Origin of the sequence: Pseudomonas sp. NFACC10-1 (assembly GCF_900119195.1) — a bacterium.
Taxonomy (GTDB): Bacteria; Pseudomonadota; Gammaproteobacteria; order Pseudomonadales; family Pseudomonadaceae; genus Aquipseudomonas; species Aquipseudomonas cerasi.
In genome coordinates, this window is the sequence record NZ_FPJB01000001.1 from 603,270 (window position 1) to 622,873 (window position 19,604).

Below are 19,604 nucleotides of genomic sequence, written 5' to 3' on the forward strand. Positions count from 1 at the left end.
GCGCTTCAGACCCGGGCCGCCGTGACCGCGGCCGAACCCCAGGTGGTTCTCCAGCGACGTTTGACGTTCAGCAGGCCGAACCAGGCCAGTATCGCCAGGCCGGCGAACAGCCACAGACCCAACTGGTAGTCGCCGGTGTTCTGTTTGATGCTGCCCAGGCCCGCCGCCAGCAGGAAGCCACCGATGCCACCGGCCATGCCGATCAAGCCGGTCATGACCCCGATTTCCTTGCGGAAGCGCTGCGGTACCAACTGGAACACCGCACCGTTGCCGGCCCCCAGGCCCAGCATCGCGGCCACGAACAACGCCAGTGCTGCCCACGAACTCGGCAGGTTGAAGCCCACGGCGGCAATGCCGATGGCGGCAACCGCATACATCACGGTCAGCGTGCGAATCCCGCCGAAACGGTCGGCCAGCGCACCACCCAACGGACGCATCAGGCTGCCACCGAACACACAGGCAGCGGTGTAGTAACCGGCAGTGATCGGGCTCAAGCCATATTGGTCGTTGAAATAGCCGGGCAGGGCGCTGGCCAGGCCAATGAAGCCACCGAACGTCACACTGTAGAAAAACATGAACCACCAACTGTCACGGTCACCCAGCGCCTTGAGGTAGTCCGCCATGGATTTGGGTTTGCTGCGTTGCGGGGCGTTGCGGGCCATCAGGGTGAAGGCGATCAGGGTCAGAACCAGCGGGATCAGCGCCAGGCCGAAGACGTTGCCCCAGCCGAAACTGGCGGCCAGCACCGGCGCGATCAGCGCGGCCAGTACAGTGCCGGAGTTGCCCGCACCGGCGATGCCCATGGCCTTGCCCTGGTGCTGCGCCGGATACCATTGCGACGCCAGGGGCAGCGCGACGGCGAACGAGGCACCGGCCATGCCGAGGAACACGCCCAGTACCAGCACCTGGCCGTAGGTGTGAATGCCCAATTGCCAGGCACCCAGCAGCGCGCCGATGACGATCACCTGGCCGATGATTCCGGCGGTTTTGGGCGACAGCTGGTCGGCCAGCAGGCCCATGAAAAAGCGCAGCACCGCGCCCGCCAGAATCGGCGTGGCGACCATCAGGCCACGTTGCTGAGTGGTCAGGTGCAGGTCAGTGGCAATCTGTACCGCCAGTGGGCCCAGCAGGTACCAGACCATGAAACTCAGGTCAAAATAGAGAAAGGCCGCGAACAGGGTCGGTTTGTGGCCTGCCTTCCAGAAGCTTGTATCCATGTGCACACCTCATCATCTGCTAGTTAGTCAGTCGGGCCATGACCGCGACACGGGTGGTTCAGACGCTGTGGTGGAGTGTTCCGAATGACGGCGACTCCACCGGCCCCTTCGCCGGGGCCAAAACGCAAAAAACGTCGCCTCTCTGTCCACGGGGCGGAAAGAGATGAGCGACGTCTTTGTCGTAAAAGGTGATAGCCGCCGTTGGCTACCGGTGCGATTGCATTAGCAATAGACGGGCCAATGGTCGTGCAGGCGCGTCAGCCATACGTTGCAGGCAGGTTGTATGGCTTTCAGAGACTGCGAGCAGACTGATGTATGACCTCGAACCGGGCGTGGGCCATCAGACGCGCTGCAAAAAAGGGCGTGGCGGCGAAAAGCCAGATAACGGCTTGCACAGTCCGTATCAGTCAACAGAAACAGGCAGTTAACAGGGTTTAAGTATGTTTTATTAAAGTTCAAACTATTTAATATTATTTAATGTGCCATCAGTTTTGCGTGTAAGTACTGTCATTGTGATGCTGTTTCGATACGCAGCTATGGTGGCCTTAATATATATAATTTAATGCGCAGCTCTCACCGTTGTACGATAGCAACGCTGTAAATATTTAATTTACTTTGCGTGGCATCTCTGAGAGCATCGCTTCTGTTGCGACGTGTGACGCTTATTAAAAAAGGTGGTTTCACTTTTCAATCCGGTAATCTGTAGTTGCAGTTTGCCAGTCAATCTCGATAAATGCTTACTTCGAAAGAAGTCATCGGCTACTCGCTCTTTTATCGGCGTCCGGCTGTCCTCGACACCTGAATGCCCGACACACTCTGCACCTCGGCATTGCACGCATGCCTGCCGTGTTGCCTTCCTATACGCGCTGCTTGTACAGGCGCCAGCAAAGGACATCATCATGAGTAACATCAATTACGCACCTACCATCTGGTCCCGTGCCGATGCGTTGAAGGTCAATGAAAATGACCCGACCACCACGCAGCCATTGGTAAAAGCGGACTTTCCGGTCATGAGTGATAAGGTCTTCATCTGGGACACCATGCCGTTGCGAGAGCTTGACGGCACGGTGGTCTCAGTCAACGGCTGGTCGGTTATCGTCACACTGACGGCTGATCGCCACCCCGACGACCCGCAGTATCTCGGCGCCAACGGCCGCTACGACATCAAGCGCGACTGGGAGGATCGTCATGGACGGGCGCGCATGTGCTACTGGTATTCGCGCACCGGCAAGAACTGGATCTTCGGTGGCCGGGTCATGGCCGAAGGCGTGTCGCCCACCACCCGTGAGTGGGCGGGCACACCGGTATTATTGAATGACAAGGGTGATATCGATCTTTACTACACCTGCGTGACACCGGGGGCGACCATTGCCAAAGTGCGCGGCCGTATTGTGACGTCCGATCAGGGCGTGGAGTTGAAAGACTTTACCCAGGTCAAAAAACTGTTCGAGGCCGACGGCACTTATTATCAAACCGAGGCGCAGAACTCGACGTGGAACTTCCGCGACCCGAGTCCGTTTATTGATCCCAATGATGGCAAGTTGTATATGGTCTTTGAAGGTAATGTGGCCGGTGAACGCGGTACGCATACCGTTGGCGCTGCAGAACTTGGCCCGGTGCCACCCGGCCATGAAGAAGTGGGGGGTGCGCGTTTTCAAGTGGGCTGTATCGGCCTGGCAGTTGCGAAAGATCTCAGCGGAGAAGAGTGGGAAATACTACCGCCACTGGTGACTGCGGTGGGCGTCAATGACCAGACTGAACGTCCGCATTATGTCTTTCAGGACGGCAAGTATTATTTATTCACCATTAGTCACAAGTTTACGTATGCCGACGGTGTGACCGGGCCGGACGGCGTTTACGGTTTTGTGGGCGAGCATTTGTTCGGGCCTTACCGGCCGATGAACGCTTCCGGACTGGTGCTGGGCAATCCGCCTGCACAGCCATTCCAGACGTACTCCCACTGTGTGATGCCCAACGGCCTGGTGACTTCGTTCATCGACAGCGTGCCCACCAGCGGCGATGACTACCGTATCGGCGGCACCGAGGCGCCGACGGTCAGAATCCTGTTGAAGGGCGACCGCTCGTTCGTGCAGGAAGAGTATGACTACGGCTACGTCCCGGCGATGAAGGATGTGCAGTTGAGCTGACAGGCTGCGCCTCTGTAAACGGTGAAGAACGCCTGTGCGGGCAGGCGTTCTTCCTGGCTTCAGCCCAGCAGTTCGCTCATTGCGATAATCTGCTCGGCCACCTGAATCAGCTTCTGCTGACGACTCATTGCCTGACGTCGCATCAGCGTATAAGCCTCTTCTTCGTTGCAATCCTTCATCTTCATCAGTAGCCCCTTGGCCAGCTCGATGCGCTTGCGCTCGGCCAGTTGCTGATCGCGGGCATGCAATTGCGCACGCAGCGCCTGATCGCTTTCAAAGCGGGCCATTGCCACATCCAGAATGGGTTGCAGCCGTTGTGCCTGAATCCCCTCGACGATATAAGCGCTGACCCCGGACTTGATGGCCTGGCGCATCACGCCTGGATCGTGCTCGTCGGTGAACATCACGATGGGACGTGGCTGGTCGCGGCTGACCAGCACCACCTGCTCCATCACGTCGCGACCTGGCGATTCAGTGTCGATGAGGATGACGTCCGGGCGCACGGCTTCGACGCGTGCGGGCAGGTCGATGATCAGGCCGGATTCGTCGATCACTTCGAAACCGGCCTCTATCAAGGCTGACTTGAGGCGACCGACCTTTTTGGCGGTGTCATTGATAAGCAGGATACGCAGCATGGTCACGTTCTCCGTCAACGACTGGCCACAGCGGGCGCGTCGTCGGCCAGCGAATGGAGCTTGAAGCTACGCGCGTAGCCCGCCGGATCGCTGCCGTCCCAGATCCTGCCATCGATCAGCTGACTGCTGCGCATGGTTGCGGCGGGTACGTCGATGCCCAGCGCGCTGGCCGCCTGACGATACAGGTCGAGTCGCTGGACGCGACTGGCGACCGCCAGGTAATCCGGGTCTTCGCGCAACAGGCCCCAGCGTCGGAACTGGGTCATGAACCACATGCCGTCGGACAGCCAGGGGTAGTTGACCTGTCCTTGGGCATGGAAGCTGACCGCGTGAGGGTCTTGCCAGCGATTGCCGAGACCGTCGCTGTACTGACCGAGCAGGCGCGGCTCGATGCAGTCCACTGAGGTGTCCAGGTAATCGGCACCGCTGAGAAGTTGTGCGGTGCTGCGCCGGTTATGATCGTTTTCCTCGATGAAGCGGCTCGCTTCCAGTACGGCCATGATCAGCGCTCTGGCGGTATTGGGGTTCTGCTCGACGAACTCACGGGTACAGCCCAGCACCTTGCCCGGGTGATCCGGCCAGATCGACTGGCTGGTCGCCATGGTGAAGCCCAGTTGCTGTTGAACGGCGCTGGCGCCCCAGGGTTCGCCGACGCAGAAACCGTCGATGCGCCCAGCCTGCAGGTGTTGCGCCATTTGCGTGGGCGGCACCACGACACTGGTCACATCATCGAGCGGATGAATGCCCTGACTGGCCAGCCAGTAGTAGAGCCACATGGCGTGGTTGCCGGTGGGGAAGGTCTGCGCGAAGGTCAGCCTTGATCCGCTTTGGTGCGCGCGTTTGTCCAGTGCTTCAGGAGTGATCACGCCCGCCTGCTGCAACTCGCGGGACAGGTTGATGCACTGGCCGTTCTGGTTGAGCCCCATGAGGATGGCCATGTCGGCCGCCGGGCCACCGCTGATGCCCAGTTCCACCGCATAGATCAGACCGTACAGGCTGTGTGCCGCCTGCAACTGCCCGCTGACCAGCCTGTCGCGCAGCCCGGCCCAAGAGGTCTGACGCTCGAGGTTCAGGCTCAGGCCGTAAGGCTGGGCGAAACCCTGAGTGGCCGCGACCACCAGCGGGGCGCAGTCGGTCAATGCCATGAAGCCCACGTCCAGGCTGTTCATTTCCGGGGCGTCGCTACCGGCCACCCAGTCCAGCGCATTACCGGTTCGTTCGTTCATCGCGCGTGCTTCATCAAAGGTCCGTCCAGAAAAAAGGCGTCGTCCGACCCATTGCAATGCAAGTGTCGAAGCGACGCCGTTGTCCATGCACCGCTCCGCCGTTGGAGTGAGTGCCGATAGCGGTTTCAAGCAAGGCATATGCCATCGCCGGGGAGGGGCGAGCAACAAGTTTGTCGCGCGCCTCGCCTGACAGGCCCGCACACGTCTATAATCGCCACCCTGAATTCAGCTGCTCACGAGCCCATCCCGCCATGTATAACCTGGCCCGCCAGTTACTGTTCAAACTTTCCCCGGAAACCTCTCATGACCTGTCGCTGGACCTGATCGGTGCAGGCGGACGGCTGGGCCTCAATGGCCTGCTGAGCAAGTCCCCGGCGAAGTTGCCGGTCAGTGTGATGGGCCTTGAATTTCCCAACCCTGTGGGGCTGGCAGCCGGCCTGGACAAGAATGGTGCAGCCATCGATGGCTTCGCGCAACTGGGCTTCGGGTTCGTCGAGATCGGCACAGTGACGCCACGTCCGCAGCCGGGCAACCCCAAACCGCGTATTTTCCGCCTGCCCAACGCCGAGGCGATCATCAATCGCATGGGCTTCAACAATCTGGGTGTCGACAACCTGGTGTCCCGTGTCGAAGCGGCAAAATATCGCGGCGTTCTGGGCATCAATATCGGCAAGAACTTCGACACGCCGGTCGAGCGCGCGGTCGACGATTACCTGATCTGTCTGGACAAGGTCTATGCCCATGCCAGCTACGTTACGGTCAACGTCAGTTCGCCCAATACGCCGGGGCTGCGCAGCCTGCAGTTCGGCGACTCGCTCAAGCAACTGCTCCAGGCCCTGAGCCTGCGCCAGCAGGAGCTGACGCAACGGCATGGCAGGCGTGTGCCGCTGGCGATCAAGATTGCCCCGGACATGACCGACGAAGAGACCGTGCTGGTGGCCGCAGCCCTGATCGAGTCCGGTATGGACGCAGTCATCGCCACCAACACCACGCTTAGCCGCCAAGGCGTCGAAGGCCTTCCGCATGCTGATCAGGCAGGCGGCTTGTCCGGCGCGCCGGTTCGGGAAAAAAGCACGCACATCGTCAAGGTCCTGGCCGGTGAGCTCGCGGGGCGTCTGCCGATCATCGCCGCAGGCGGGATCACCGAAGGCCGACACGCCGCCGAGAAGATCGCCGCGGGGGCCAGTCTGGTGCAGATCTATTCGGGGTTCATCTACAAGGGCCCTGCGCTGATTCGCGAGTCGGTGGATGCCATTGCGGCAATGCCTCGCGCCGCACGCTGAGCCCGGGGTAAAAAAAGGGGCTCTGCAAGAGAGCCCCTGGGCGTTGGCCCGCCGCCCGGGTCGGGCGTGCATGGTGCAGGTGTGAATCAGTCAATCATGTGTGTGGCCCGACAGAGGCCGAAAGTCTTTGATGTGAATCGCCTCATCCGACCGCGTGAAGTTCGTTGAGTCTGTGGATGCCCGCAGTGCCGGTCATACCGTCCCAGTTGTCGCCGCGTCCTTCGCGCCAGCCATTGATCCATGCCTGGCGTACTGACGGTAGAGTAAAAGGGCAAAGCTCACGGGATTTACCATGAACGCCGTATTGATATCCGCGTAAAAATGCTCTTTCCAACGGATCACGCTTAAGTCTTCTCATAGGGTAATGCCCTCGTCTGTTGACTGTAATATCCCTGAGACCCCGTGATGAGGTCGGGCAGAATCTTCTGCCGTTGGGGCCCGCTGCCGGCGTCGCGGGCCTTGATGCCATAACCATTGCGGCGATGACCTGAGACGATTTCTAACCAAAGCGCAGGGCGGTGTGAATGATCGTTTTGTCATAAGCACGTCACATTCAGGTCTGTCGAGCAATAAGCGATGACCTGTTTCAACCATGATTTTTTCTGCAGCCCCTTGAACATGGGCGTTTGCAGGCTAATTGAAATCGCTTATCAGGCTCATATACTGGCTCAATGCCTTGGCTGGTTAAGCGACGAAGGGTCATGATCGGCGCTGCACAAATGTGACTTTTCAAAACACCACTTTTGATTGCGTGCCTTATTGCCGACATCGACTTGCCTGATATCTGTTCTAATACGCGCCAGAACTGCCGCAATGACATGACAGGATCATGCGGTGGACCGGCACACATCACGTGCCACGCAGGCGTTCTCCATGAAAGACGCCTGTTCAAATCTGGCAGGGCAATGCGTTGCCCGCCGCAGACGGCTCAGGCCCTGGAATACACATGTCGGATCGCTACGAACTTTTCCTCACTTGCCCCAAGGGCCTCGAAGGCCTGCTTGCCGAGGAAGCCACTGCGCTGGGCCTGCAAGAGACCCGCGAGCACACTTCAGCCATTCGCGGCTCTGCCGACATGGAGACCGCTTACCGGCTATGTCTCTGGTCGCGACTGGCCAACCGCGTGTTACTGGTGCTCAAGCGCTTCCCGATGAAGGATGCCGAAGACCTCTACCATGGCGTACTGGATGTCGAGTGGCAGGATCATCTTGAATCCGACGGCACCATTGCGGTGGAATTCAGTGGTCATGGTTCGGGCATCGATAACACCCATTTCGGTGCATTGAAGGTCAAGGATGCGATCGTCGACAAGCTGCGTACTCCGGATGGTGAGCGTCCTTCGGTCGACAAGATCAACCCCGACCTGCGCGTGCACCTGCGCCTGGATCGCGGCGAAGCCATTCTGTCCCTCGACCTGTCCGGGCATAGCCTGCACCAGCGCGGTTACCGTCTGCAGCAGGGCGCTGCACCGCTGAAGGAAAACCTCGCCGCCGCTATCCTGATTCGTGCTGGCTGGCCGCGCATCGCTGCCGAGGGCGGCGCGCTGGCTGACCCGATGTGCGGTGTCGGTACGTTTCTGGTCGAGGCCGGGATGATCGCCGCCGACATCGCCCCGAACATCAAGCGTGAACGCTGGGGCTTCTCGGCCTGGCTGGGCCACGTCCCGGCGCTGTGGCGCAAGCTGCACGACGAAGCGCTGGCCCGCGCAGAAGCCGGGTTGGCCAAAACACCTTCGTGGATTCGCGGTTACGAGGCTGATCCGCGACTGATCCAGCCGGGACGCAACAACATCGAACGTGCTGGTCTGAGTGACTGGATCAAGGTCTATCAGGGCGAAGTCGCGACCTTCGAGCCGCGTCCCGACCAGAACCAGAAAGGTCTGGTGATCTGCAACCCTCCGTACGGCGAGCGCCTGGGTGACGAAGCCAGCCTGCTGTATCTCTACCAGAACCTCGGCGAGCGCCTGCGTCAGGCCTGCCTTAACTGGGAAGCTGCGGTGTTCACCGGCGCGCCGGACCTCGGCAAGCGCATGGGCATTCGCAGCCACAAACAGTATTCGTTCTGGAACGGCGCCTTGCCGTGCAAGCTGCTGCTGATCAAGGTCACGCCTGACCAGTTCGTGACCGGCGAGCGACGCACCCCCGAGCAGCGTCAGATCGAACGCGAAAACCCGGTCGAGGTTGAAGTCGTTGAGCGCAAACTCAACAAGAACGGCAACCCGATCAAGCCGGAACCGGTGGTGGTCGAACAGGCGCGCCTGAGTGAAGGCGGGCAGATGTTTGCCAATCGCCTGCAAAAGAACCTCAAGCTGATGGGCAAGTGGGTACGTCGCGAGGGGATCGATTGCTACCGCGTGTATGACGCCGACATGCCTGAATACTCGCTGGCGATCGATCTGTATCACGACTGGGTGCATGTTCAGGAATACGCCGCACCCAAGTCCATCGATCCGGAAAAGGCGTCAGCCCGGCTGTTCGATGCGCTGGCGGCCATTCCGCAAGCCCTGAACATCGACAAGAACCGCGTAGTGATCAAGCGTCGCGAGCGTCAGAGCGGCACCAAGCAGTACGAGCGCCAGAGCGCCCAGGGCCAGTTTCTGGAAGTCAGCGAAGGAGGCGTCAAGCTGCTGGTCAATCTGACCGACTACCTGGACACCGGGCTGTTTCTCGATCACCGGCCGATGCGCATGCGTATTCAGCGCGAGGCGGCCGGCAAGCGCTTCCTGAACCTGTTTGCCTACACGGCGACGGCCAGTGTGCATGCTGCCAAGGGCGGTGCGCGCAGCACCACCAGCGTCGACCTGTCGCGGACCTATCTGGACTGGGCGCGTCGTAACCTGTCGTTGAACGGTTTCTCCGACAAGAATCGTCTCGAGCAGGGCGACGTGATGGCCTGGCTGCAGGCCAATCGCGACGAGTACGACCTGATCTTCATTGACCCGCCGACGTTCTCCAATTCCAAGCGCATGGAAGGCATTTTTGATGTCCAGCGTGATCAGGTCGAGCTGATCGATCTGGCCATGGCGCGTCTCGCACCGGGAGGCGTGTTGTACTTCTCCAACAACTTCCGCAAGTTTGTGCTTGATGAAAACCTGAGTCAGCGTTACGCGGTCGAGGACATTACCGCGCAAACCATCGATCAGGACTTCGCCCGTAACGGCAAGATCCACCGCGCCTGGAAAATCATGGCGCATAGCTGATCCGGTGCGCGATGAACTGATCGGTAATGGTCCGTTCATCGCGCCTCGCGATACCTCCTGCACTCGCTTGCATGCCCGTGCAGACAGACCAACGGATCGTCCTGAAACCGCCATAAGCCTATGAAAATTACTGGCGAATAGCTATAACAGAAGTCATAGCCAGCCTGACGCTTCCGTATGTTGGCGTCATGAGTTTGTGTGTATGACAGTGAAACGGTTCAAGCTGAGAATTCTGAGTTTCATCAATGGTCAGCGATCAGCGTGGCTTATCGCAGTGTTGGTATTGCTCATCGGTACGGCACTTACGATCATGCTGGCGCTGGCCGATAACGAGTTGTATCAGCGCCAGTTGCGTCAGCGTTTCGACATGGTTGCCGCGGAACGCTTCAGTCGCCTGCAGGAGCGTCTGGACCGGCAGGTCACCCGGCTCGACACGTTGGCTCGCTTCTTTATCTACTCCCATCAGGTTGAACTGTCCGAATTCGACGGGTTTGTCGCGCCGTTGCTGATTGGCACCCAGGCGTATGCCTGGAACCCGAGGGTGCTGCAGGCCGAGCGTGCAGCCTTTGAACGACAGTCGCGTGAGGAAGGATCGCCCGGGTATGCCATACGCGAGATGGATGAAAACGGCGCCTTGAAAATCGCCGCCGTGCGAAATGAATACTTCCCGGTTCGATTCATCCAGACCCTCAGCAACATTCCAACGCCAGCGGGGTTTGATATTGCTTCCGAGCCGGTGCGGCGTGCCGCTCTGGAGCGTGCGCGCTTGCTGAAACGAACGGTCGCAACGCCTCGTATTCGCCTGCTGTCCCTGGAGCCGTCCGATACCTACGGCATTTTGCTGGTCGCACCGGTGTTCTCGATTGGCCAGCCGGTTCCGCCATTGAGGGGCTACGTCACCGCAGTGATCAGCCTGACGCAATTGATGAACGTTGGAACGGCGGAGCAGGACAACCTTGCCGTGACCATGCTCGACCTCAGTTCGCCGGAAACGCCCGAGCAGGTCTACCAGTCTCCGCTCCCCGCAATACGCAATCAGCTGTACGCCAGCAGCCTGCTGAGCCTGGGCGACAGGGATTATCTGGTCGAGGTTCGCCCTACGCAGATTTTCAGTCTGAATAACCAGATCATGATGCCCGGTCGGGTGCTGTGGCTTGGAGGACTTTTGAGCCTGATGCTCAGTGCCTTGCTCTACAGCCTGATCAGCCAGCGTCAGCGCGCCTTGCAACGGGTGGCGCAGCGTACCCGCGAGCTGCGCCAGCGCGAGCAACAATTGAGGGCTGCGCACGGTCAACTGCGCAGTGTGCTGGATGCGGCAACAGAAGTGGCAATCATCGCGACCGATCTGGACGGGCTGATCAAGACGTTCAATGTCGGGGCACAGAAAATGCTCGGCTATGCACAGGAGGATGTGCTGGGCAGGTTTCGCCTCATGGACTTTTATCAGTCTGCTGATCTGGAGGCCCGAGCGAGCCGCTTGAGCAAAAGCCGCGGGCAACCGATCAGCGCCTCGCAACTGATGTTTCTCGACGCCGTGCAGGATGGTAACCACCCTTCGCAGGAGTGGACCCTGCAGCGCAGCGATGGCAGCACGCTGGTGGTGAATATGCTGGTCACCGCGGTGCGTGACGATCAGGGGCTCTGGACCGGGTATCTGGCCGTGTGCATCGACGTTACCGAGCACAAGCGTGTCAATCAGGCCCTTGCCGAGCAGGGGCAGTTGCTGAAAAAGCTCGGCTCGCAAGTCCCAGGCGGTATTTACCAGTACCATCTGGCCGTTGATGGCAGCGCGCGTTTCAGGTACGCCAGCGCCGGCATGTGCGAGCTGTTCGAAGTGGATGAAGAGCAGTTGCTGGGCGACTCTGAAACTATCCTGCAACGCATACAGCCGGTGGATCTGACACGGGTCAAAAGCTCCATTCTGATCAGCGCCAAACACCTGACACCGTGGAGTCAGGAGTACCGCGTCGATCTGCCACGCAAGGGTTTGCGCTGGCTACGCTCGGCGTCGACGCCTGAGCGCCTGGCCGATGGCAGCGTGCTGTGGCATGGCTTTGTGTCCGATATCACCGACCTCAAGCGCGTCGAGCAGGAGTTGCGTGCGCTGTCGGTCACTGACGTGCTGACCGGTGCCTATAATCGGCGCTACTTTCAGGACCGGATGCAGTCCGAGCTGAAAAGAATCGACCGGCACGGCGGTAACCTGTCGGTCATCATGCTCGATATCGATCACTTCAAACGGATCAATGACCGCTTCGGGCATGCCGCAGGCGATCAGGTGCTCAAGGCCATTTCGGAAAAGATCAGCCAGCGGCTGCGCAGCGATGATGTGTTCTGCCGCCTGGGTGGCGAAGAGTTCATGGTGATCTGCCCGGGAACGCGCGGTGCCCAGGCCTATCAACTGGCACTGAGCCTGCGCGATGAACTGCGCAAGCAGGTTATCGAAGGCGTCGATCAGGTGGTCACGGGCAGCTTCGGGATCGCCAGCTGGCGCGAGGGTGAGGGTGTGGACGCGATGTTGCTGCGCGCCGACTCGGGTGTCTATGCGGCGAAACAGGCCGGTCGCGATCGGGTCGAGCCCGAGCAACGCTGATGAAGACAGACCCGCTGCGACAGCGGGTCTGTTGTTGATGGCCAGTATCGGTTGGTTATTGCTGGATCGAGACCGTGGTGTTGGTCAGCTTGGGCTGTCGATACAGATCGATCAGTACCTCGTCGAGTATCGAGGATGCGCCGAACGGACGCGGGTCGTTGAGGATCGCCACGACTGCCCAAGTGTTGCCGTTACTGTCGCGGCTGAAGCCGGCAATCGCGCGTACGGTATTCAGGGTGCCGGTCTTGATGTGCGCCTCGCCCAGCAGCGGGGTGCGTTTGAGTCGCTTGCGCATGGTGCCGTCGAGGCCGGCCAGCGGCATTGAGCTCATGAATTCGGCCGCATAGGGGCTGCGCCAGGCCGCTTGCAGGATCACCGCCATTTCACGCGCGCTGACACGCTCGGCCCGCGAAAGCCCGGAGCCGTTCTCCATGACCAGATGCGGCGCAGTGATGCCTTTCTTCGCCAGCCACTGACGGATGACACGTTGCGCGGCCTTGCCGTCGTCACCGTCTGCTTCGTTGCGGAACTCTTCGCCCAGGCTCAGGAACAGTTGCTGGGCCATGGTGTTGTTGCTGAATTTGTTGATGTCACGAATGACTTCCACCAGGTCCGGTGAAAAGGCCTTGGCCAGCAACTTGGCATTGCCGGGCAGCACGCCAACGCGGTCCTTGCCCTGAATGGTGCCGCCCAGTTCCTGCCAGATGGCTCGCACTGCGCCGGCCGCGTAGGTCGGATGGTCCAGCAGTGACAGGTAGGTCTGTGAGTTGCAGCCATTGCCCAGCTGGCCGGTGACCGTCACGTTGACGCTGCCATCGGCCTGGGTGACCGGGTTGTAGCGCACATCCCCGGTGCATTGCTTCGAGGCGCTTGCCTTGACCTGATTATCAATGCGGATGCTGGCAATCGGCGGCTCGACCGAGACCAGAATCCTGCCATCGTCATTACGGGTCACGAATCGCAGCGCCTTGAGGTTGACCATAAGCGCGTCGGGTTTGACCAGAAACGGCTTGTTGTCGTCATTGCCGTCATCGTTGAACACCGGCAATTGCGGTTGCACAAAATGACTGCGGTCCAGTACCAGGTCGCCGGTCACCTGCTGTACACCGTTGGCGCGCAGGTCACGCATCAGCAGCCAGAGCTTTTCCATATTCAGCTTGGGATCGCCACCGCCCTTGAGGTACAGGTTGCCGCGAAGCACGCCATTGCTCAGAGTGCCGTCGGTGAAGAATTCGGTTTTCCACTGATGGGTCGGGCCGAGCATTTCCAGGGCCGCATAAGTGGTGATCAGCTTCATGGTAGAAGCCGGATTGACCGATACGTCGGCGTTGAACACGGTCGGCGTGCCCGGGCCGTTAAGCGGCAACATCACCAGCGACAGTGCGTCATCGCTGAGTTTGCTGGCTTTCATAGCCTGTTGAACCTTGGGGGGCAGCGTGGTGTTGATGACGGCGGCGTAGGAGGGCAGAGCCAAGGGCAAAAAAAGTGACGCGAGCAACAATGGACGTAGCGACTTGATCATTGACTAAAACCCTACTGCAAAGAGGGAAACGAAAAAGAGGGCATGGATGAATTCCCTCGGTAACTATTGCAAATGGCGATTCGATTTCGATAACTATAGTAGTGAATGCGCGGCGGGCTTTTTTCGTAACACGCAATGCCACGCATGAAACGAGTCGCATTATGCCCCAAGCGGGGCAGGCTTGTGACCGGGGGGTAAGCCCGTAAATGCTATTTTTTATTGATTCGGCATCGCCGGCTGCTGCAAGGCCGGATATCCATCACCTGCTGTAATTGTCGGGCTTTTAAATTGCCAAGCTGGTAAAGTGCCGCCCGATATTTATTGATGAGGATTGTCCCATGGCCACTAACCGCTCCCGCCGTCTGCGCAAGAAACTGTGTGTGGACGAGTTCCAGGAATTGGGTTTCGAACTGAACCTGGACTTCAAGCAAGAGCTGGACGACAAGGCAATCGATGCTTTCCTTGACGCTTTCCTGAAAGAAGCAATGGAAGCCAACGGTCTTGGCTATGTGGGCGGCGACGACTTCGGTCTGGTTTGCCTGAGCAAGCGTGGCTCGGTCAGCGAAGAGCAGCGTGCTGCTGTCGAAGCCTGGCTCAAGGGCCGCAGCGAACTGACAGAAGTCACTGTCAGCCCGCTGATCGACGTCTGGTACCCGGAAAAAGAAATCAATCCGGCCGCCTGATGTAGCGGGAAGCAGGCCAGCGCCTGCTTCCCTTGCCTGTTCCCGCGCACCCTTTCGTACATACCCTCGCCATACCGTCTTCAGCGCTCGCTCAGTCAGGCTTCGCCTGTTGCAGCATCAGTGCGTCCTCAAGCTCGATCATGGCCAGTTCGACCGCCTGCTGGCAGGTGCGAAACTGTTCATCCGGCGTGTCCGGTTCGCAGGCCAGTTCGAGTGCATCACAGGCGTCGACCACCCTTGAAGCCTGGATGATCCGTGCTGCGCCCTTGATCCTGTGCGCCAGGTCACGGGTTTTCTGACGATTGTTTTTCGGCATCAGTCTGGCGAGCAACAGCCGGTCTTCGTGGTTACTGTGCAGCAGTTGCGCGAGCAGGCGCTCAACCATTTCAGGACGGTCACCGGTCAGGTTGCTGACGCTGTCGAGGCTGAAGGGCAGGGCCCGCGGGGGCGCCAGCGGGGCAATGGCTGCCAGCCGCTCGCTGAGCATCGAGAGGCTGATGGGTTTGAACAGGCAATCGTCCATGCCTGCCGCCCGGCAGCGTTCTATCTCGTCGGGCTGCGCGTTGGCCGTGAAGCCCCAGACCGGGCAGCGTTCGCGTTCGCAGGCGCGCTCCTGTTCGCGGATAGCCGCGGTCATGTCGTAGCCGTTCATGATCGGCATGTTGCAATCGGCGACGACCAGATCGAAGGTATCGGTCTTCCAGCGCTCGAGCCCTTGCGCGCCGTTTTCGGCCATTTCGCAGTGATGGCCTAGAAAGCCGAGCTGCTGGCAAAGCAGCAGTCGATTGGCCGGATGATCGTCGACGATCAGGATTCTGAGTGCCTGATGAACGACGGCTGCCGGTTGCGCAACGACGGGCTGCCCGGTCAGCGCTTCAAGTGTGGTCAGCACCAGGTTCATGCTGATCCGGGTACCGTGCCCCGGTGTGCTGTCGAGCGAGAGATTGCCGCCCATCATCATGCACAGGCTGCGGCAGATCACCAGCCCGAGCCCGGCGCCGGTACGCGCCATTTGTCCGGTGTTATCGGCCTGAGCGAACGGTTCAAACAGGCGTTGCTGGTCTTCGAAACTGATGCCGATGCCGCTGTCCTGAACGGTGATGTGCAGATGCAGCAGTTGCGGGTCCGGACTTTCGGCTGCCTGCAGTACGACCTTGATCCGCCCCATCGGGGTGAACTTGATGGCATTGCTGACCAGGTTGGACAGTATCTGTTTGAAGCGCAGCGGGTCGATCAATACGTCGGCATTGATCCTGCTGTCCAGTTCCAGTACCAGCTCGAGGTCCTTCTGCCGCGCCAGACCGTCGAATACCCTGAGCACCGATTCCACCAGACGACGCAGATTCGCCCGCTCGGGGTTGAGTGACAGCCGCCCGGATTCGATGCGGGCGATGTCGAGGATATCGCCGATCAGGTCGAGCAGGTCGTTGGCCGAACTGTAGGCGACTTCGATGGCGGAGCGATCCAGTTCGCCGTGATCGGCACGTTTGAGCGCCAGTTCCAGCATGCCGATCACTGCATTCATGGGCGTGCGGATTTCATGGCTCATGGTGGCAAGGAAGGTGCTCTTGGCCCGGCTGGCGGCGTCGGCCTGCTCCTTGGCAGCCTGCAAGTCCTCGATGAGCTGGCGACGCTCGCTGATGTCGATCCAGCCACCGATAATGCCCTGCACTTCGCCCAGAGAGTCACGAAACGGCAGGATCCAGTGGTAGATGGTCAACTGTCGATCGCCAATGCGCAGAGGGCGGTCGAGGATCAGTGCGGTATTGCTGGCCATGACCCGCTGATAGTCGGCAGCATATTCCCGGGCTTCGAAGGCATTGCCCAGCACCCCTTCGGTAGCACTCTTGCCGATGATGTCCTCCCTTTGCGCGGAGAAAACCCTGAGGTAGCTGTCATTGCACATGCGCAGCATACCTTCGCGATCCCGTACGTAGATTGGATGCGGTGTACCCTCGACCAGCGCGCGCATGAACTCGAACTGATCGCCCAGCGCTCGTTCCGCAGCCTCGCGCTGACGTATCTGCCGGCGCATCCAGGCATTCCAGGCCAGCAGGCCCAGCAGCAACAGGCCTGCACCCACCACAATCTGATAGATCAGCCGCTCATAGTCATGCCAGTTGGCGCGTGAGGGGGTGTAGACGCGCCATCGGTTGTTGATCGCTGCCAGATCCTGCGGCGCGATACTCGCCAGCGCCTTGTCGAGAATCGAACTCAGCTCGATGGCATTGCGTGAGGTCGCCATCGAAATCAGCGCCGGATCCTCGCCGACGGTGGCGGTCATCTGCAAACGCTCCTCGAAGATGCCGGAAGACAGGAAATAGTCCGCGCTGAGCAGCGAGATGACCGCACCTTCCGCTCTGCCCAGCGACAACATGTCCAGCGCCTGGAATGGATTGTCGATCTCCAGCGGCACGACCCTGGGGTATTTGCGGCTTAGCCAGTCCAGCATCGGGCTGCCTTGGGTGATCGCCAGACGCTTGCCGTCCATCTGCTCCAGATAGCTGGGGGCACCCTGGCCCTTGTGGGTGACCAGCACGAACGAGTTGTCGATGTAGGGCCGGGTGAAGCTCAAGCGGTCCTCACGCGCATCACTGGACACCAGCGCGCCGATCATGTCGGCCTGGCCTTCGCTGACCTGATTGAGCATGTCGGTCAGGCTGGGCGAGCGTTTGACGTCGAACCTAAGCCCGGTACGCAGACGCACCAGTTCGAGCAAGTCTGCGGTGATGCCGCGAAAGTTACCCTTGGCATCGAAGAATGTCAGCGGCGCATACGCTTCGTTGACGACCACGCGTACGGTCGGGTGCTGCGCGATCCAGCGTTCCTCGCGTTGCGTCAGTTGCAGCTTCTGGTCGGTGAGCATCAGGTCGCTGCCCGTGCTCCAGCGTCTGGAAATATTGATGCGTTCATCGACGGGGATGGCTTTCAGCGTCTGATTGATGATGCCCAGCAGTTGCGTGTTTTCGTTGCTGACCGCGAAGCTGAAACCGTTGGGCTCGTGCTGGCCGAAATTCGACATCTGCACGTTGTTCAGATAACCCTTGTTGATGATGTATTGGGTGGAAATCGTATCGCCCAGAAACACGTCCGCCTGATTGAAAGCGACTGCGTTGATGGCGTTCTGAAAAGAGGGATAGGTTTTCAGCGTTGCGCCTGGATAGGACGCTTCGACCTCGGCAGGCGGCAGGTAGTGATAGACCATGCTCAGCCGCATGCCTTTCAGGCCCTCGTTCAGGGGGCGGGTGTCTCCGACCCGGGTGACCAGAACGGGTTGATCCACCGAGTAGGGCTGCGAAAGCCTGATGTTTCGATCGATGGCTTCAAAACCGTTTGCGGTACCCAGCAGATCGATCTGGCCTGCGGCAAGGGCCTTGATCGCCGCATCACGGGTTTCGAAACGCTGAACCCTGACGGGCAGGTCCAGCGCATCCGAAATGATCCCTGCATAATCGGCAGTGATGCCTTCGTAATCGTTACCCGACATCGTGATATCAAAGGGCGGGTAATCGGGGTTCGAGGTGCCGAGAATCAGTTCGCGTTGACCGCGCACCCACTGCCACTGGTGACTGTCCAGCTTCACATCCATGTGCGCCGGGCTCGAGCGACCGAGCAGGGTATAGTGATCGGCCGCATGAGGACCGGCCTCAGCACCCCAGCCTGTGCACAGGCTTGTAGCCAGTATTAATAATTGTCTGAAGCGCTTGGGCATCCGTTTTCTCACACTAGCGCGTTGCGTTTTGCCATCTCGATAAGTTCTACCAAGGTTCTTGTTTTTAGTTTTTGCATCAGTCGCGTTTTGTAAGTACTGACGGTTTTGTTACTGAGAAACATACCCTTGGCTATTTCCTTGTTGGAACGGCCCTGGGCAAATAACTGCAATACCATCAGTTCGCGGTCATTGACCAACTTGAACAGCTCCAGCTCGTGGGTCTGTCCATCTTCACGAACTGCGCACGTCAACGCTTGACTGGGAAAGTAATTGTAGCCGGATAATACCGCTTTCACCGAACTGAGCAGCTCGCTAAGGTCTTCCTGCTTGCACACATAACCCGAGGCGCCCGATTGCATGCAGCGAATGGCAAACAGGTTGGGAGTTTGCGACGTCAGCACCAGAATCTTGGAGGACAGCCCCATCGTATTGAAACGAGCCAGCACCTCAAGGCCGTCGAGCTTGGGAATGCTGATATCGAGGATGATCAGGTCGGGCATGCATTCACGAACCATTTGCATGGCGTCGACACCGTTATCGGTTTCGCCGACCACCTCATAGTTTTCGTTCTCCAGAAGCATTCTTACCGCCATCCGGATGACCGGGTGATCGTCGATGATAAAAACTGAGTTCATATTCCATTCCATAACAAGCAGTGAAGAAAGCGCGCACCTTAGCTCAGATGTTCGGGCAGGCACATAAAGAGACTTGCTCGGCAGGCATATATAGGAAAAGTCCTACAAAAATTAGCGTATCGGAGTACGTAAAAGCCTACGTAGAACACAAGTGTGTTTAAACGTTAACGCTTATTTCATTGTGTGTTTGGCGAGCGATGCACCCAATGTTTATTACTTTCTGGAATCATCATTCATGTTGACTGATAATTTCCTACGCGTCTGAACGTCGAATGTAAGCGGTACGGTTTGCCGGTTTAAGGTATGTACCGGTTTTTACCCGGGATATCCAAAAGCGCATAAAGCCGGGTTGCCGATGTCAGTCAACGAGGTGCCCCAGCAGGCGGCTGAGGTCGGGTCCGTGCAGGGGTTTGCTCAGGCAACCGAGCAGAGGGAGATCGCGCTGCAGGGCGAGTTGCTGCAGGTTTTCAAGCTGTGTATCCGGCAAGCCGCTGAGCAGAATGGCCTGGCGCAGCCAGCCGTGTCGGGATGCCTCGTCGATCAGGTCGAGGCCCGACATGTCCGGCAGGCACTGGTCGCACAACACAAGCCCGTAGGGTTCGGCACTGCGTTGCATGGCGGCCATCGCCTCGGCAGCCGTAAGCACGGGAGTCAGCAGGAAGTAGCCATGATTGTTGAGCAGCACTTGGGTGGCAATCAGTTGAAACGGGTGATCTTCCACCAGAAGGATGCGCAGGCTATGTGTGGACATG

Annotated in this window: 13 protein-coding genes; 5 read left to right on the forward strand and 8 right to left on the reverse strand. The window is 59.2% G+C overall.

From position 1 onward, the window contains the following. Positions 1-5: 5 nt before the first annotated feature. Positions 6-1,217: a nitrate/nitrite transporter gene (locus tag BT119_RS02460; RefSeq protein ID WP_003433035.1), complete on the reverse strand. Its 1,212-nt coding sequence runs from the start codon at positions 1,215-1,217 to the stop codon at positions 6-8. Positions 1,218-2,116: 899 nt separating this feature from the next. Between BT119_RS02460 and BT119_RS02465 the strand changes: the two genes are divergently transcribed. After that, on the forward strand, positions 2,117-3,364 hold the full coding sequence (locus tag BT119_RS02465; protein ID WP_003433034.1) for a glycoside hydrolase family 68 protein: 1,248 nt from the start codon (positions 2,117-2,119) through the stop codon (positions 3,362-3,364). A 59-nt stretch (positions 3,365-3,423) separates the two neighbouring features. On the opposite strand, the gene BT119_RS02470 is transcribed toward BT119_RS02465, so the two are convergent. Further along, on the reverse strand, positions 3,424-3,999 hold the full coding sequence (locus BT119_RS02470) for an ANTAR domain-containing response regulator (protein WP_003366877.1): 576 nt from the start codon (positions 3,997-3,999) through the stop codon (positions 3,424-3,426). 14 nt (positions 4,000-4,013) lie between these two features. Beyond that, on the reverse strand, positions 4,014-5,225 hold the full coding sequence (locus tag BT119_RS02475) for a CmpA/NrtA family ABC transporter substrate-binding protein (RefSeq protein WP_003366879.1): 1,212 nt from the start codon (positions 5,223-5,225) through the stop codon (positions 4,014-4,016). 251 nt (positions 5,226-5,476) lie between these two features. Between BT119_RS02475 and BT119_RS02485 the strand changes: the two genes are divergently transcribed. Next, positions 5,477-6,508 carry a quinone-dependent dihydroorotate dehydrogenase gene (locus BT119_RS02485; RefSeq protein ID WP_003346110.1) on the forward strand — a complete coding sequence of 344 codons (1,032 nt, stop codon included), beginning with the start codon at positions 5,477-5,479 and terminating at the stop codon, positions 6,506-6,508. 142 nt (positions 6,509-6,650) lie between these two features. On the opposite strand, the gene rmf is transcribed toward BT119_RS02485, so the two are convergent. Then, positions 6,651-6,866: a ribosome modulation factor gene (gene rmf, locus BT119_RS02490; RefSeq protein WP_002553055.1), complete on the reverse strand. Its 216-nt coding sequence runs from the start codon at positions 6,864-6,866 to the stop codon at positions 6,651-6,653. A gap of 588 nt (positions 6,867-7,454) precedes the next feature. Between rmf and rlmKL the strand changes: the two genes are divergently transcribed. Together rlmKL and BT119_RS02500 are read left to right on the forward strand one after the other, a co-directional pair. Continuing rightward, positions 7,455-9,707 carry a bifunctional 23S rRNA (guanine(2069)-N(7))-methyltransferase RlmK/23S rRNA (guanine(2445)-N(2))-methyltransferase RlmL gene (gene rlmKL, locus BT119_RS02495; protein WP_072364697.1) on the forward strand — a complete coding sequence of 751 codons (2,253 nt, stop codon included), beginning with the start codon at positions 7,455-7,457 and terminating at the stop codon, positions 9,705-9,707. 202 nt (positions 9,708-9,909) lie between these two features. Further along, positions 9,910-12,300 carry a sensor domain-containing diguanylate cyclase gene (locus tag BT119_RS02500; RefSeq protein WP_072364699.1) on the forward strand — a complete coding sequence of 797 codons (2,391 nt, stop codon included), beginning with the start codon at positions 9,910-9,912 and terminating at the stop codon, positions 12,298-12,300. Between the two features lie 55 nt (positions 12,301-12,355). Here the strand turns inward: BT119_RS02500 and dacB are convergent, their stop codons facing one another. Further along, complete coding sequence (gene dacB / locus BT119_RS02505; RefSeq protein ID WP_003366890.1) at positions 12,356-13,822, reverse strand: D-alanyl-D-alanine carboxypeptidase/D-alanyl-D-alanine endopeptidase; 1,467 nt, start codon at positions 13,820-13,822, stop codon at positions 12,356-12,358. Between the two features lie 338 nt (positions 13,823-14,160). Here dacB and BT119_RS02510 point away from each other — a divergent pair, with 338 nt between their 5' ends. After that, entirely contained in the window at positions 14,161-14,505 is a 345-nt protein-coding gene (locus BT119_RS02510) for a YggL family protein (protein WP_003346101.1), read from the forward strand. Between the two features lie 91 nt (positions 14,506-14,596). On the opposite strand, the gene BT119_RS02515 is transcribed toward BT119_RS02510, so the two are convergent. From BT119_RS02515 to BT119_RS02525, 3 genes are all read right to left on the reverse strand, one after another. After that, the gene (locus tag BT119_RS02515; protein ID WP_072364701.1) at positions 14,597-18,217 is read right to left on the reverse strand and encodes a transporter substrate-binding domain-containing protein; all 3,621 of its coding nucleotides are present in this window, start codon (positions 18,215-18,217) and stop codon (positions 14,597-14,599) included. A gap of 8 nt (positions 18,218-18,225) precedes the next feature. Continuing rightward, entirely contained in the window at positions 18,226-18,852 is a 627-nt protein-coding gene (locus tag BT119_RS02520) for a response regulator transcription factor (protein WP_003366922.1), read from the reverse strand. 358 nt (positions 18,853-19,210) lie between these two features. After that, a complete protein-coding gene (locus tag BT119_RS02525; protein ID WP_003366924.1) occupies positions 19,211-19,603 on the reverse strand; it encodes a response regulator in 393 nt (130 codons plus the stop codon). Position 19,604: the final 1 nt, after the last annotated feature.

What these genes read in the sequence shown, in the direction of transcription:
- BT119_RS02460 (WP_003433035.1), bottom strand. Translation starts at nt 1,217, where the DNA reads ATGGATACAAGCTTCTGGAAGGCAGGCCACAAACCGACCCTGTTCGCG.
- BT119_RS02465 (WP_003433034.1), top strand. Translation starts at nt 2,117, where the DNA reads ATGAGTAACATCAATTACGCACCTACCATCTGGTCCCGTGCCGATGCG.
- BT119_RS02470 (WP_003366877.1), bottom strand. Translation starts at nt 3,999, where the DNA reads ATGCTGCGTATCCTGCTTATCAATGACACCGCCAAAAAGGTCGGTCGC.
- BT119_RS02475 (WP_003366879.1), bottom strand. Translation starts at nt 5,225, where the DNA reads ATGAACGAACGAACCGGTAATGCGCTGGACTGGGTGGCCGGTAGCGAC.
- BT119_RS02485 (WP_003346110.1), top strand. Translation starts at nt 5,477, where the DNA reads ATGTATAACCTGGCCCGCCAGTTACTGTTCAAACTTTCCCCGGAAACC.
- rmf (WP_002553055.1), bottom strand. Translation starts at nt 6,866, where the DNA reads ATGAGAAGACTTAAGCGTGATCCGTTGGAAAGAGCATTTTTACGCGGA.
- rlmKL (WP_072364697.1), top strand. Translation starts at nt 7,455, where the DNA reads ATGTCGGATCGCTACGAACTTTTCCTCACTTGCCCCAAGGGCCTCGAA.
- BT119_RS02500 (WP_072364699.1), top strand. Translation starts at nt 9,910, where the DNA reads ATGACAGTGAAACGGTTCAAGCTGAGAATTCTGAGTTTCATCAATGGT.
- dacB (WP_003366890.1), bottom strand. Translation starts at nt 13,822, where the DNA reads ATGATCAAGTCGCTACGTCCATTGTTGCTCGCGTCACTTTTTTTGCCC.
- BT119_RS02510 (WP_003346101.1), top strand. Translation starts at nt 14,161, where the DNA reads ATGGCCACTAACCGCTCCCGCCGTCTGCGCAAGAAACTGTGTGTGGAC.
- BT119_RS02515 (WP_072364701.1), bottom strand. Translation starts at nt 18,217, where the DNA reads ATGCCCAAGCGCTTCAGACAATTATTAATACTGGCTACAAGCCTGTGC.
- BT119_RS02520 (WP_003366922.1), bottom strand. Translation starts at nt 18,852, where the DNA reads ATGAACTCAGTTTTTATCATCGACGATCACCCGGTCATCCGGATGGCG.
- BT119_RS02525 (WP_003366924.1), bottom strand. Translation starts at nt 19,603, where the DNA reads ATGTCCACACATAGCCTGCGCATCCTTCTGGTGGAAGATCACCCGTTT.